This is a genomic window from Bacillus sp. XF8 (assembly GCF_017498755.1).
Lineage (GTDB): Bacteria > Bacillota > Bacilli > Bacillales > Bacillaceae_G > Bacillus_A > Bacillus_A bingmayongensis.
Map to the genome: position 1 here is coordinate 226,515 of NZ_JAGDQK010000010.1, position 15,132 is coordinate 241,646.

A 15,132-nucleotide genomic window follows, 5' to 3' on the forward strand; every position below is an offset into this window, starting at 1 on the left:
CAAAGCAGATTTCCTTACTTTAAAACTTTTTCTCCCTTGCAGAAAACGACTCATTTCTTCTTTTTATCAAAAACAATTAATTAATCATCATCCTGATGAAAACATCTCCTTTCCGCTCTTTTATTCATAGGTAGTAAGTCCCATCCTATATTCATTATTTGAAAGCGAGCCCTTACTATCTTCAAATCAATAACAAAATTCACCGACACCCATTTTATTTCTACTTTTTGATTAGCAAAGTAAGCTACAAACTACCACAGTGTCTACATCTATTACGCCTCCGATAATAGTAAGCAATCGTAGCACCAAACAGAGCTATTCCCCAGATTGGCCATAATAGCTCTGGGCCTTCCAATGCCCATCCCCTATGATCTAAGCCACCTGTATTAATAACCTTTCGGATGTACATCAAACCAGCTGAAGTAACCATAATGGAAACCAGTGAAGCAGGAATAATCGCTAATGAAAGAGGTACACGCTTACCAGCAACAAACGGAAACCAACGCGGAAAATGTTCTCCCCAGCGTTGAATAAGCCCTAGAGTAAGAATTGCCCCTCCGAGTGCTACGGTAGCCAACGATGCTCCTATTAACCAAATTCCAGGTGCATCACGTTCAAAAGAATCAAGTAATTCTTTAGTAGTTCCTAGTGGAATGCCTATCGCCCAACACCATCTTGTTATGGAATAACAGATAGGAACAATAATTGCAATGTAAGTGCACCATTTCCCCCAAGATGCTGCTGAGGATTGTGATGTCCATTTAGAAGGATTACTACTTCGGCCACAATATGGACAAGCATTTCGTGTTTGGCGTTGGTAGACTAGAGCAGTAGCACTCCATAAAAAGGCTCCTAGCATACTAATATATTGATTCACGATCGTCCCGTACATCATCTGTTCAAAAAAATTCAATCCATGCGGAAAATCAAATGGCGCTCCAACCAGAAATACAATTCCATATGCTACAGTCACTAAAACACGGTAGTCAATAACTGCGAATAATAGAATCCCTACTAACATATACACAAACGCGAGTAATATAATTCGTAAAAGTCCATTACCTAAGCCACGAATCATCATGACAGCTACAATGACTCCCATTACTCCAAATCCAACCATCACAGGTGCACCAATTTCTTGACTTAGACCACCTAACATTGAATATCCAGGTTGCGGATCCCCTATACCAATGGGAAACCCAGTTCCTCCCACTGTCCAATACAAACCTAATATGAAATACATCAATGACCATGCACCCGCAACATACCCAATCCATTTTGGCCATAGTGATAACCACCCAATACCGCCTTTTGCTTGTTTTTTAACATTTAACATCCCGAAAACAGCTCCTTCTATTTAAAAATTTAGAATTTAGCATAAAAAACGACTACTACCACTTGAATAACTAAAGAAATTTGATTTTCCATCTAACATTTCTATTTATTTTGTGAAGGGTTATTATTCGACCGTCGTATATGATTTAATTTCAAAACCATATTCTTCAACTCCCTACTGTATATTGATGAGTAAGTTCATATTATGATAAAAGGGGCAATTTGAAACGAATCCACAGAACTGTTTATAAACAGTTCTAGAGGTCCATTTAGAAAAAAATTTGCACGATCAAGATTGTAAGTTGGCAAACTATAAATATCGAAAAATAAAAATACCAATTCCACGTAAAGGAATTGGTATGAGAAACCGTCTAATATAGATTAATAATCTCTTTCCTAATTCGGACGCATAAACCCTTGTTCCCAGGCAAAAACAGCAGCTTTCGTACGATCGAGCATATGAAGCTTACTTAAAATGTTACTAACATGGCCTTTAACTGTCTTTTCACTAATGAAAAGCCCTTCAGCAATTTCAGCATTCGTGAGCCCCCTAGCAATCAATCGTAATACTTCCAATTCTCGTTCACTTAGCTCGGAAAACGGATTGAGAGGTGTCAGTTTCGTAGCACGAATCTCATTAACAACCCGTGCAGCCACCCGTGGATGCATCATGGATTCGCCTTGTACGCCTCTCCTGACAGTTTCAACCAATTGATTAGGCTCAATGTCTTTAAGCACATATGATATTGCTCCTGCACGTAATGCTGGAAAAATGTACTCATCCTCATGATAAGAAGTCAACACAATCACTTGAGAACGAGGACTAACTTGTTTAACTCTTCGAATCACCTCTACACCATTGATACCTGGCATCACTAGATCCATGAGTACGATATCTGGCACAAGTTCAGCAGCTAGAGCCGTAGCACTTTCACCATTTTCTGCTTCTCCAACTACGTGAAAGTCAGGTTGAATTGTGAACAAAGTATTCAATCCTTGTCTGACAATTGCATGATCATCAACAATTAAAATCGAAATCAGATCTTCCTTCTCCATTTCCTATCACCTCTTCTAAATAGCAATTGGCATTCGGCTTGTTATCTTCTTGAATGTCTGTTTGCTTACATTGAACGGTAATTTTCACACCTCTCTCCATCTCGCTTTGGATATCAATGTACCCCTTTAATGCATGAATCCGCTCACGCATAGACGACAACCCTACTCCTTGTTGATCAACCCTTTGAATATCAAACCCACAACCATTATCATGAATAGAAAGCGTTACAACTTCTTCACAAACTAGATGAATTATTACCATATTTGCCTGACTATGACGTGCAACATTATTCAGTGCCTCCTGTGTAATGCGAAAGAATGCTTCTTCAATAATAGGTGATATTGGTTGCTGTCCACTTGTCTCCAAATTAACCATGATACCCGTTTGTTCTTGCCACATCCCCACATAATCCCTTAATGCATGTGCCAGATCCTTCCCCTCAAGCGCAACAGGGCGTAATTCCTGAATCAACGCACTTAACTCACGCTGCGTTTGATTTAACACATTTTCTGCTTTTAACAAATGTTCTTTAGCGGTGTCATCGTCTTTTCCGATAAGGGATTTGCTAGTATTCAGCCAGATTGATGTAGCAAACAGTTGCTGCTTAATACTATCATGTAGCTCACGTGCTAATCGATTACGTTCCTCTAGTGTCGCTAAATCTTGCCGCACTCTAAATAAGGTACTTAGTTGTCTCGCCATCTGATTCAGCTTACGTGCCAACTGCCCCAATTCATCCTTTGAAGGATCATGTACAAATGTTGTGAAATCTCCTCGGCTCCATTCAGCTGTAGAATTTAATATCTTTTGAATACGACGAACGAGACTTCGAGACGTGATAATTCCAAAGGTAATCCCAACAATTGCTGCACCAATCAAGAAAGCCAAAATACTAAATCCCAAAAACTGAAAGGTAACCTTCCAAAAATCGAACAAAGAAAAATGTATGTTTTCTGCTTTAACTACTAATACCCCACGAACATCTTTCTCATTCGCTAATGGAGAAATAACATATAAAATCCCACCTTTATGGTAGCTATATGTTTTTAATTTACGTGCTTCAGATGGTTTCAATGACAGGGCTGTATATATATGTTGATAAACTTTCGCAGGAAATTCTTCTTTAAAATCAATGAACTGAGGCACACCCTCTCCAGCACTTGCAATTAATTTCCCATCAGGATCAGTGACCACAGAAAATCCATCAAATTCAGTTCCTACTTCAATGGGCCAATCTTCTAATGCTTTCTTCAGTTGATTTTGATTAATAAATGGTCCGTTAAAGTTAGAGGATATATTTTGGGCTTGTATACTTATCTGTTGTTCAAACATTCGGTCTGCATTATATTTCACGAGATTAAGCGAAATAAGAAAGCCCACCACTTCAAGTATCAATAGAACACCAATGGTTGTTAACACATAAAATAAAGTCAATTTCCACTGCAAGCGGCGGAAATGTTGGACAAAACGAGGTAGAAATTTCATGTTTTTTCCTTCCTAATTGAAAGTATTGTGACCATCGTATTGTTCAATTTTTACTAAAATTTATTCTCTACTATATGATATGTATTGAATTTTTATATTCCTTTCTCAAGGTTCTTCTTTATATAATTCATACTAGATATGTTTTTTCTTGATAAACCAGGGGGTTTCCTGGTATATTTTTAAAATTATTTGTGCACAAATATACCCTGTTCTTGCTTCTTTATAAATCAAATTCCTTTCCGACTTATAATTCATTCTGTTTTAACGACTTCTTAAAATCATAATTTGGTATCGAGAAACAAATACAAGCTGCACTATTTTCCTTAATGGAGAATGCAGATATAAAAAACGCATTTTTATAATAATATTCTTAAAGAAAAAATCAAAAACTATATATTTTAATAGTATTGAAGGCATTTATAAAATGTAGACACCCCGAAAAGTTAGACTATTCAAAAAAAAAAAAAAAAAAAAAAAAACGAAAGTCGATAAATAAGAATTTTAACAAGGTTAGAAAGAATAACTTTCGGAGTGGTAAAAGCTTTGAACTACCAAATTTAAAACAAGGATTGGATACACAAAGATAAGGTATATAACCTATTAATATAAAAAGGTAGCTCTACATAAGTAAAGCTACCTTAGAAATTGTTTGTTCTATAATCTTTATTTTTTCAAATGATAAGGTACTGTCGTAATAACTACATTTCTCTTATAAAGCAAGAATGCACGAATTAATAAGCTCGATTGGTTATGAAGAATATTGTGCCAGCCTTTTTTAGGAATAAATTGCGGTATTACTACAGTAACCCGATAATTTGATTCGCTAGCTTTATACTGAACCGTATCAATAAATTTGGTTAGCGGCTGAATAATACTTCTGTAATGGGAATGCAATGTCACCAGTCTAACTCCAGGCTGCCATTTCTTCCATTTTTCTTCAAATTTCTTTTCATCTTCTCTTTCAAAAGAAACGTAAACAGCTATGATCTGATCTGGTGAAAGGGATTTAGCGTAATTTAATGAATTCTCTACTACATGAGTCATGCCAGCAACAGGAACAATAATTACATTCCCTTCAATCGGCAAAATTGGTTCACACGTTTTAAGACTTAATTGATCTCCTACCGCTTCATAATGCTTTTTAATTCGGTGAAAAACAAAAATGATGGCAGGTAAGAAAATTAAAACTGTCCAAACTTGTGCAAACTTGGTTAAAAAGAACATACTCATAACGATAAAACTAATAATAGCACCGATTAAATTGATCGTTAATTTTAAAATCCATCCTTGAGGCTTTTCACGAATCCATTTAACCACCATTCCAGACTGGGACAACGTAAATGGAATAAACACGCCTACTGCATAAAGTGGAATAAGATGCTCTGTTTGCCCTTGGAAAGCAATAATTAAAAGAATTGAGGCAATTCCAAGGATAATAATACCGTTCGAATACCCTAATCGATCTCCTCTAATCGTAAACATTCTCGGTATAAACTTATCTTTCGCAAGGTTAACTGCTAATAAAGGAAACGCAGAATAACCAGTGTTAGCAGCCAAAATTAATATTAAAGCTGTCGTACCTTGTATGAAAAAGTACATAAAGTTTCGACCAAATGTTTGCTCAGCAATTTGCGAAACGACTGTCACTTCTTTACTAGGAGTAATCCCATAATAATAGGCTAAATATACAATTCCTGAAAATAATACCGCAAGTAAAGATCCCATCGCAAGCAATGTTTTCGCAGCATTATTGGGAGCTGGATCTTTAAAGTTTGGAATTGCATTAGAAATCGCTTCAACGCCCGTTAAAGCAGAGCTACCTGATGCGAATGCTCTTAACAGTAAAAACAAACTAACACCTGCAACTGGTGTTCCAATTGGAGTATGCAAATCTGGTGAAACTTGACCCGTTACAATATTATATATTCCTACTCCAATTAATATAAATAATGCTAAAACGAATAAATAAACTGGATATGCTAAAACGGAAGCTGATTCCGTTACACCTCTTAAGTTTAAGATCGTAATAAATAATACAAATACAATTGCAATGATTACATTATGTTCATGTAAGCTAGGAAATGCAGATGTAATCGCATCTGTACCTGCCGATACACTTACTGCTACAGTTAAAATATAGTCTACTAATAAGGATCCTCCAGCTATTAATCCTGGATTAACCCCTAAATTTTCTTTTGATACTACATATGCTCCTCCGCCATGAGGATACGCAAAAATAATTTGTCTATAAGACAAAATTAAAGCTGTTAACAGAATTAATACTCCAATTGCAATCGGAATTGAATACCAAAATGCTAACGCACTCACTGTAGCTAGTGCAATTAATATTTGCTCTGGACCATATGCCACTGATGATAAAGCATCAGAAGAAAGAATAGCTAATGCTTTCGTTTTGTTAAGTTTTTGCTCTCCTAATTCAGTTGACTTTAACGGTCTTCCAATTAAAAATCTTTTTATAGATGAAACCACTGCTGTCCACTCTCCAATAATTTTGTACGAACAATTCTCTGCTTGTTAAAACTAATAAACTATCTTTTCAGAAAACAAAAAATGTCTACAAGCCATAACAAATAAACTTGTAGACATCAATTTTTTTGTCGCACAAGCTCCACCTTCCTTCTCAATATAACGCTTACGAGGTTAGCTGTCGGATTCGGGCCTATGAGTAGCCCTACCTTTTTCAAGGATTCACCCCTTGGATTATGCAATAATCCATAAAAACGGGTCCCCCGTACCATGCGGTTTCAGCGATTTAGAAATTTGAAACTGTGGATTATAATACTCCTTTATTTGAAAAAAGTAAACAAAAATTTTTAAACAATAGCTTAAATTTTTAGAAATAGAAAAATTGCGATGATTATGTAGGATACTACTTCATAAACGAACATAATGCGTCATATCAAGTTTGACTAGAAAGGATGGTATATTTACATAAAATCATTTTTTGTCTGATAAATTCTTAGATGAAATAATTGAAGAGCCTAATCAACTATACGGTGATCCCACAAAGGAACAAGATGATGTACGCACAAATAAAGATAATGCATAATTTATTTCCGAACAAAAGGACGTTTCCTTATATAAACCTACTTAATATTTCTCCAGGTAATCCATCAATTTCACAAATTTTCTCTGATGTAAATCCTTGTTTTATTAAAATTTTTCTAGAAGGGATATTTTCTGGATCAATAATTGCTTTCAGTACGTTCAATTTTGTTTGCTTAGCTAATTCAATTAATTGTTTTGCAATTGTGGTACCATATCCTTTCCCCCAATAAGTAGGTAATATCATATAGCCAATTTCAGCTTCTTCTCTTTCTTTTTCATTTAAAGTGAAATGCCCAAGACCAATAAATTCATTCGTTACACTATCGGAAACTTTATATGAGCCATATAACTCATATTTTTCATTACGTTCTAATAACTTTTGATAGTTTACTTTGGCCTCTTTCAACGGAATCGCTCGTTCTGTAATTTGTGCCATAACTTGTTCATTAGATACTAATTGGAAGTAATCCTTAAAATCTGTCACTTCAAATTTCTTAAAGTTTAGTCGCTGCATTTTATTCCTCCAAACTTTCCATTTTATCAAATAGAAATTATCACTATTATTTTAAGTTAATCAGAAAAAGCCGATACTATTTTTATAATATCGACTTTCAATTTTATTGTTCATAAATATCAGAATTATAAAGTGAAAATTTAATCCGTAGGGGGGGGATTACTATCCTACACTAATCGGGCTTTTGCAGACAGTTGCTCCCTCCACATAACTTCTTTGCTTTCGTTAAATTTTGAGGTGAGAGTCTTACTATCAGCAAATAGTGGGATAAAATATTGAATGTTCATATACACTTACCTAATTTGTACTTTTTTATATCCATCTTCTTTTTCGAGACCATTCATTTTTAAATTCACATAATAAACCAATCTAAATATAAACGGAAACAATAAAGAGCCTACAAGGGATGGAATGAATATGTCATTAAAAAGTGAGCCTATCCCAAAAAGAATCACCGCAAAAAAGTAGCCTACAACTGCAATCCAATAAACAAAACGTGCAAATTTAGTTTGGAACGTCTCACCTTTTTTGCAAGGTTTACCAAACATAACTTGGACAAATTTAATCAATGTAATCCCCCCTCCTTATAACAACCAATTTTCTTCTCCTTATACAGTAGCTTGTTTCAAGAGACAAAAGCCAATTATATCTCATTTACAGTAATTCACTACATCACACCAGCAGGCCTAGGACTCTCTCTATGGACTGTTTAAACTTTCTCTTACAACGTCTCTTCATAAATCTTTAAATTTTGATAAATAATTTTTAACATCGGCGCATCTATATGGAATTGCTTTGCTAATTTCAATAAATATCCTTGTAAGTACTCCACTTCGATGAATGAACCTTTTTCCATATCTCGCTGCATAGAAGATTTCATATCATAGGAAATCTTATCAATCGTCTTTATATGTTCTTCAACAATATGATCATGAATTGGGGCTCCCGATGCTCTCATAATCTGTGCTGCTTCTTCAAATAAATTCCGAATCAAGTCCCGGCCCCCATCACTTTCACGGATTGGTCCTATTGGTGCGCGCATTAGCGTAGTCACACCTGACATAACAGTAATAAATAAATATTTGTGCCACATATCTTGCACGATATGATTACTCAAAACAAAACTTGCTTTTGTACCTTTTAATGTATCGGCAATCCGATGTATTCGCTCTGTATGTGGATGGTTAATTTCACCAAATACAAGCCTGTCAACAGTGCTAGTTTGAACAACATTTCCCTCGTCGTTTAATGTTGTTTCAATAAAACACAAACCTCCCATAACTTTATCCTCACCAAATACCTGTTGTAATGGAGATAGATGGGCTATACCATTTAATAGTGGTAAAATAATTGTGGTCTCACCTACAAATGGTTTCAAATCGTTTATTGCTTCTTCTAGATGATAAGTTTTTGTTGAAAATAAAATTAAATCAAATGGGGCTACTGATTCAGTTTTTGTTATTAATTGTGGTATGAAAGAGAAATCTCCATTTATACTACGAAGGACTAAACCATTTTTTTTAAGCTGTTGTTTTCGTCCACTACGAACAAGAAAAGTAACATCTTCCCCTTTTTCTACTAAGCGACCTCCAAAATATCCTCCGACTCCTCCAGCCCCTAATACTAAAATACGCATATAGAACTCCCCTTTTCCAAACATGAAATTTCACTTTATTGCAGCATAACTATATTATACATCTGACCTACAAAATAGACAGAAGATTCAACCTCTTGTTGAGGTTTTATTTTAACTAAGTCTATATAATAATAATCATCATTTTATTAACGAATAAATTCGTAGTATTTCAATTCAAAAAGTTATGTATTATTAAATTAGAAACTAATTGTATAGTTAGAAAGGATGAGAAAAAATGCAATATCCAATGTTCTTATCTAAGAGATTAACAATACGCCCATTTGAATTAAATGATGCTCCTAAAGTTCAAGAATTAGCAGGAGATAAAGAAGTTGCGAAAACTACTACAATTATTCCTCATCCTTATCCAGATAGCTGGGCAGAAGAGTGGATTACCTCTACTCATACAGCTATGGATAAAGGAGACAGTTTTCACTTTGCAATGGTTAATGAGCAAAATATACTCATCGGTTGCATATACCTTTTTATCAATAAAAAACATAATAAAGGAGAATTAGGATACTGGATAGGTAAATCATATTGGGGTAAAGGCTACTGCACTGAAGCCGGTCAGGTCATCGTTACATATGCATTTGAAGAATTAAAGCTCAATCGAATTTATGCTGATGCTTTCGCTAAAAATCCTGCCTCCTCTAAAGTCATGCAAAAATTAGGATTGAAACATGAAGGAACATTTAAACAAAGTTGTTTGTACTGGGGAGTGTATGAAGATACTGTCGTTTATGGTTTAACAAGATCTGATTATAACAAGAGTAAGTAGCTGCTCTTCTTTACTTTCCAAATGTTGGAGCAAATAGCTACATTAAAAATGATATACTAAATTCAAAACCTTTAGAGGAGCTGGCTATTATGGGGATGATCGGACAGTATATACTAGTTACAAATGAGGAATTAAGTAAAATCAAAAATAAAAAGTTGGATATTTATTTTAAAGAATCTGATTTAGATATCGATAAGTCATGGCAATTACTTCATTTTATTTTATGTGGTGAAATTGGCGGAGGCGAACCGCCAATTGGGCATGTCGTACCACTGAATGATTCCATCATAGATAACGATTCTCTCGGTACGTTTTACCTTACAGCTAGTGAAGTCGAAGAGGCTTATTCTGCAATAAAAGATTTAAGTGAATCTGATTTTAACAACATGTACAACTTTCAAGAATTAATGGATGAACAACTTTATCCACTTGTTGAAGATGATGATTCAGATGAAATATTAGAATATACCTATAGTTACTTTTTAGAAATTCAAGAACTATATAAACAAGCTGTTTCAAACAAGCAATGTGTAATTTTTTTCATTATCTAAATAAAAAAAACGGATCCTCTCTTTTACGATAAGATCCGTTTTTAATCAAGTGAAATATTATCCTAATTTCACTTGATTTTCTGCTTCAATTTTTTCTAATGCAATAGCTACTTGCTCTTCTGTTAATTCATGTTCTTTCACATAACGATTACGTGGGTGCACGCGGCATTCATGTGAACAAGCACGTAAATATTTCTGTTCATTTTCTTCTGAACATAAGATTTGTTTGTTACATTCCGGATTTGCACAATTTACATAGCGCTCACATGGCTCATTTGTAAAGTGGTCTTTACCAACGATAACATGTTCTTTTTGGTTCACAGGAACTCCAATACGCTCATCGAATACGTAACATTGCCCATCCCAAAGTTCGCCTTGTACTTCAGGGTCTTTTCCGTACGTTACTATTCCACCATGAAGCTGACTTACATCTTCAAAACCTTCTCGAACTAACCAGCCTGAAAATTTCTCACAACGGATACCGCCCGTACAATACGTTAAAATCTTTTTACCTTCAAGAATCTCTTTATTTTCATCGATCCAGTCTGGCAATTCACGGAATGATTTAATGTCCGGCTTAATCGCACCTCTAAAATGACCTAAATCAAATTCATAATCATTTCTTGCATCAATTACAACCGTATTTTCTTGCTGCATTGCTTCATAAAATTCTTTTGGCTCTAAATATTTTCCAGTTGTTTCTTTTGGATTAATATCTTCATGTAGTCGAAGTGTAACAAGCTCATTACGCGGACGCACATGCATTTTTTTGAACGCATGCCCATCAGCTTCATCCACTTTAAAAACGATTCCAGCAAAACGTGGGTCGTTCTTCATTGCTTCCATATATTTCTCTGTTTGTTGGGCAGTTCCTGAAGCAGTTCCGTTAATTCCCTCTTCTGCTACAAGAATTCTTCCTTTTAATTCAAGTGAATTACAAAATTCTAAATGCTGAGCTGCAAACTCTTCTGGATTCTCAATTGTAGTGTACATGTAGTACAGTAACACTCTATACGGTTTCGTATTTAACATGTTGTTTCTACCACCTATCTAAGTCAATATTTTAAAACCATGTATAAGTTAACGATCATATCGGAACATATAAGAATAAGAAAAGATATGTTAACTATTGTTCAAATAACTTTCTCCTATTTACAATGTTTTCCCATAAGTTAACGCAAATGAAAAACGAGATTACATAACAATCCACTACGGTTGCGATATAATCCCAATATATTATATAACATACAAATCGGTTTCCAGCAATTAATATGCTATAATCCCTATTTTACAATTGAAAAACACCCTTTTCCATTCCATATTATAGGTCAATTTTCTTCATTCTCCTAAAATTCCAAAACTTGCAACTGTATGTTAGCTGTTTTATTTATTTTTGTTACATAGTTATTTCGAGTACACCTTTTATTGTATATAGTCATATAATTTGCATTAAGGAAACACTTATGTTCAAATAAAAACATCAACTAAAATATCTGAATGTATTGAAATAAAATAGAAGAATAAATACAATAATTGCATCAAGCTAAGAAACTAAAGGGGAAGACTATTATGAATAAAGGTATAACAAAAGATGAACAAATCCCTTCGCAAAGTACAACAGTTCAATCTGCTCATCTAGCTTTAAGTGGTGAAACAAAAGGATTAAAAAGATTATTACCCTTTTTAGGACCTGCTTTTATTGCTTCTGTTGCTTATATTGATCCAGGGAACTTCGCTACAAATATTGCAGCGGGATCACAATACGGTTATTTATTACTTTGGGTGATTCTAGCTTCCAATTTAATGGCCGTATTAATTCAGTCTCTATCAGCAAAACTCGGGATTGCTACTGGTAAAAACCTTCCTGAAGTTGCTCGCGAACATTTTCCAAAACCCGTTTCAATCGGTTTATGGATACAAGGTGAACTCGTTATTATGGCTACTGACTTAGCTGAATTTATCGGCGCCGCTTTAGGTCTATATTTACTGTTCGGTATCCCAATGTTACCCGCTGCTTTAATTACAGCAGTCGGATCATTCATTATACTTGAATTCCAGCGTAGAGGCTTTCGTCCATTAGAAGCTGTTATTACAGGGATGGTCTTTATTGTTGTTGTTGCATTTGGTGTACAAGTATTTTATGCGAAACCAGAACTAAGCCCCCTTCTTTCAGGACTATTTATTCCTAAATTTCAAGGTATAGATAGTATTTTACTTGCCGCTGGGATTTTAGGTGCAACAGTAATGCCACATGCGATTTATCTACATTCTGCTTTAACGCAACGCCGTGTAGTCGGAACAACAGATGAACAGCGTAAAAAGATTTTCCATTTTGAATTCATTGATATCATTATTGCAATGGTGATTGCTGGAGCGATTAATGCAAGTATGCTAATTGTAGCAGCTGCCTTGTTCTTCAAAAACGGATTACATGTTGAAGATTTAGACGTTGCTTTTAATGAATTTAGCAATTTAGTTGGACCTGTATCAGCGAGCCTTTTTGGAATTGGATTGTTAGCTGCTGGTTTATCTAGTTCTTCCGTCGGTACAATGTCCGGTGATATTATTATGCAAGGATTTATCCGCATGCATATTCCTTTATATTTAAGAAGATTTATAACAATGATTCCACCACTTGTTATTATCGCTTTAGGTGTAAATCCAACTTACGCCCTTGTCATGAGTCAGGTCGTTTTATCATTTGGTATTGCATTTGCATTAGTACCTCTCATTATGTTTACAAGTAGCAAAAAGATTATGGGTATTCTAGTCAATCATCGTATTACCAGCGCAATTGCTTGGCTAATCGCTGCGCTAGTTATCGCTTTAAATATTTTCTTACTGTATCAAACATTTACTGGTCAATAAGAAAGAGGGTATCGTACGAATATATACGATACCCTCTTTTTATTTTAATTTTCACAAGACAAATAGCCAGTTGAATGTCATTCGTCTCTAAAATATCTAATGCCTCTACCCCATTATAAGCTCTTAAAACTTTAAATCCGTCTTGTTTCAAGTGCACTTCAATTAATTGAACAATATCTGCGTCATCATCTACGATTAATATAGATTTTTGTTTCATAGTCCATCCTCTTCACTATACGGATATATCTCCGTAAACTTTTATGTACATATTCTTCGAATATCATCCAAATCTTTAATTTTCAAACATATCACGTATTAAATGTTCACTGTACATAAAAGTTTTTCTGTACATAAATAGGACGCTCACAATAAAATGTGTACATGTTGATTTGAAATAAAGTTTTTTTTATATTATAAAGTTATATAAAAATGAAAGTCGATATTCTCAAATACGGGGGTATCGACCTTTTCCATATAAATGTTTGGGGGTAGAGTTATTCAACAAACGGGGAGAATTAATGGGAGGACATTATGGAATTATTTGAATATAAAGAACGATTTAAAAAACAAGTAGAAAGCTATGAATTATCTGAGGAACAGTTACAATTTACAGGTACACCAAAGAAATGTGTAGAATTATCAAAAGCCGATACTGACAGACATTCTATATTATTTCTTGTAAATAATGAGCTTGTAACATTTTTCGTGCTTCATGAAAATGCAGGTGTAAATCCTTACTCTAAAAATCCAAAAGCTATGTTATTACGGGCGTTTTCAACGGATTATTATTATCAAGGAAAGGGGCATGCCAAACAATCATTATTGTTACTACCTGACTTTGTACGCAAGGAATATCCACATATTAGTGAAATTGTATTAGCGGTAAATGTGAAAAACATTACTGCACAGTTATTATATAAAAAATGTGGTTTTATTGATGAAGGTGTACGAAAAATAGGGAAAAAAGGCGAACTTATTATCATGAGCTATTATTTATAAGAGAGATATTGTGAAAGATTCGACAACTGAATTAAACAGTGTAGTTTAGTATTTTCTAAATAAACTACACTCATTATAAAATATTTATAGACTAAAAAGGGGCTTTCTGTGTAAGCGTAAAATAACTCCAACATATACCAATAAAATTTAATGTTGGAGTTATTTTTTGTTTACTTCATAATGGTCGGAACGGTATACACTGTTCGAACGTGGCAAAACACGAAAGGAAAAAGCAGTATCATTCTTGTTTCTGTGAGAACGCAATTGACCAAATGAAGTATGAAATTGCACAAGAATTTGGCGTACAGCTTGGTCCAGATACAACATCTCGTGCAAACGGTTCTGTTGGTGGTGAAATTACAAAACGTTTAGTAGGGATCACCATACATGCCCAGCAGCTTAAGAAAGCAGAGCAATCCCAAAAAGAAAAAGTAAGATGAATCCTTATAACTAACTGTAGAAAAACAAAATTTTTGTGTAGGCCTTTTTAAAGATAGTAACTTGATGGAGATGTGGTGATACGTGGGGATTTTACGACAAAAGTAGTAGGATTTCCACTTAAATTTCATCTTTTAGATTGATTCATTTAGCTGTTTCTTTTAATAAAATAGTGATTAGATAAATTGAACTTAAAAATTATAAAATGATATTGGTTACTTATAAAAAGAGGAGTTTTGATGATTAAAGGGATTTTTGAAACACATATTAATGTAAGTAATTATAAAATGTCCGCTGAATTCTATGAAAAATTATTTAATATGGTTCTGTTGCAAAGTTTTCTAAATGAGGCTACACTCTAGAAAAAAAGAACAAGGAGAATCACAAATGCGATACTTT

The 15,132-nt window shown here is 34.4% G+C and carries 13 protein-coding genes, 1 pseudogene and 1 riboswitch; of the genes and pseudogenes, 5 read left to right on the top strand and 9 right to left on the bottom strand.

The annotated features are described in order from the left end of the window. Nucleotides 1-244 precede the first annotated feature (244 nt). From J4P91_RS07895 to panE, 7 genes are all read right to left on the bottom strand, one after another. Entirely contained in the window at nucleotides 245-1,336 is a 1,092-nt protein-coding gene (locus J4P91_RS07895) for a hypothetical protein (protein ID WP_207993501.1), read from the bottom strand. Nucleotides 1,337-1,731: 395 nt separating this feature from the next. Beyond that, the gene (locus J4P91_RS07900) at nucleotides 1,732-2,391 is read right to left on the bottom strand and encodes a response regulator (protein ID WP_207993502.1); all 660 of its coding nucleotides are present in this window, start codon (nucleotides 2,389-2,391) and stop codon (nucleotides 1,732-1,734) included. Next, nucleotides 2,354-3,877 carry a sensor histidine kinase gene (locus J4P91_RS07905; protein ID WP_207993503.1) on the bottom strand — a complete coding sequence of 508 codons (1,524 nt, stop codon included), beginning with the start codon at nucleotides 3,875-3,877 and terminating at the stop codon, nucleotides 2,354-2,356. The genes J4P91_RS07900 and J4P91_RS07905 overlap by 38 nt, the downstream gene beginning before the upstream one ends. Nucleotides 3,878-4,540: 663 nt before the next feature. Then, nucleotides 4,541-6,367: an APC family permease gene (locus J4P91_RS07910; RefSeq protein ID WP_207993504.1), complete on the bottom strand. Its 1,827-nt coding sequence runs from the start codon at nucleotides 6,365-6,367 to the stop codon at nucleotides 4,541-4,543. A 145-nt stretch (nucleotides 6,368-6,512) separates the two neighbouring features. Next, nucleotides 6,513-6,658, bottom strand: a riboswitch (cyclic di-AMP (ydaO/yuaA leader). 316 nt (nucleotides 6,659-6,974) lie between these two features. Next, nucleotides 6,975-7,460: a GNAT family N-acetyltransferase gene (locus J4P91_RS07915; RefSeq protein ID WP_017152257.1), complete on the bottom strand. Its 486-nt coding sequence runs from the start codon at nucleotides 7,458-7,460 to the stop codon at nucleotides 6,975-6,977. Between the two features lie 293 nt (nucleotides 7,461-7,753). Continuing rightward, nucleotides 7,754-8,029 carry a hypothetical protein gene (locus J4P91_RS07920; RefSeq protein ID WP_207993505.1) on the bottom strand — a complete coding sequence of 92 codons (276 nt, stop codon included), beginning with the start codon at nucleotides 8,027-8,029 and terminating at the stop codon, nucleotides 7,754-7,756. 152 nt (nucleotides 8,030-8,181) lie between these two features. Then, nucleotides 8,182-9,096 (bottom strand): 2-dehydropantoate 2-reductase, encoded by a 915-nt coding sequence (panE, locus tag J4P91_RS07925; RefSeq protein WP_207993506.1) that lies wholly within the window; start codon nucleotides 9,094-9,096, stop codon nucleotides 8,182-8,184. 235 nt (nucleotides 9,097-9,331) lie between these two features. Between panE and J4P91_RS07930 the strand changes: the two genes are divergently transcribed. Both J4P91_RS07930 and J4P91_RS07935 read left to right on the top strand, forming a co-directional pair. After that, nucleotides 9,332-9,877 (top strand): GNAT family N-acetyltransferase, encoded by a 546-nt coding sequence (locus J4P91_RS07930; protein ID WP_017152260.1) that lies wholly within the window; start codon nucleotides 9,332-9,334, stop codon nucleotides 9,875-9,877. A gap of 89 nt (nucleotides 9,878-9,966) precedes the next feature. After that, nucleotides 9,967-10,428, top strand: a complete 462-nt coding sequence (locus tag J4P91_RS07935) for a YfbM family protein (protein WP_207993507.1) — start codon at nucleotides 9,967-9,969, stop codon at nucleotides 10,426-10,428. Nucleotides 10,429-10,485: 57 nt separating this feature from the next. On the opposite strand, the gene trhO is transcribed toward J4P91_RS07935, so the two are convergent. Continuing rightward, nucleotides 10,486-11,460 carry an oxygen-dependent tRNA uridine(34) hydroxylase TrhO gene (gene trhO, locus J4P91_RS07940; RefSeq protein ID WP_207993508.1) on the bottom strand — a complete coding sequence of 325 codons (975 nt, stop codon included), beginning with the start codon at nucleotides 11,458-11,460 and terminating at the stop codon, nucleotides 10,486-10,488. Between the two features lie 537 nt (nucleotides 11,461-11,997). Between trhO and J4P91_RS07945 the strand changes: the two genes are divergently transcribed. Further along, nucleotides 11,998-13,296, top strand: coding sequence for an Nramp family divalent metal transporter (locus J4P91_RS07945; RefSeq protein ID WP_207993509.1), 1,299 nt, complete (start codon nucleotides 11,998-12,000; stop codon nucleotides 13,294-13,296). A gap of 22 nt (nucleotides 13,297-13,318) precedes the next feature. On the opposite strand, the pseudogene J4P91_RS07950 reads toward J4P91_RS07945, so the two are convergent. Continuing rightward, nucleotides 13,319-13,513 (bottom strand): annotated as a pseudogene (locus J4P91_RS07950) (response regulator); the annotation flags it as partial. A gap of 314 nt (nucleotides 13,514-13,827) precedes the next feature. Between J4P91_RS07950 and J4P91_RS07955 the strand changes: the two are divergent. Further along, nucleotides 13,828-14,295: a GNAT family N-acetyltransferase gene (locus tag J4P91_RS07955; protein WP_098386419.1), complete on the top strand. Its 468-nt coding sequence runs from the start codon at nucleotides 13,828-13,830 to the stop codon at nucleotides 14,293-14,295. A 209-nt stretch (nucleotides 14,296-14,504) separates the two neighbouring features. Then, nucleotides 14,505-14,735 (top strand): alpha/beta-type small acid-soluble spore protein, encoded by a 231-nt coding sequence (locus tag J4P91_RS07960; protein WP_207993510.1) that lies wholly within the window; start codon nucleotides 14,505-14,507, stop codon nucleotides 14,733-14,735. Nucleotides 14,736-15,132: the final 397 nt, after the last annotated feature.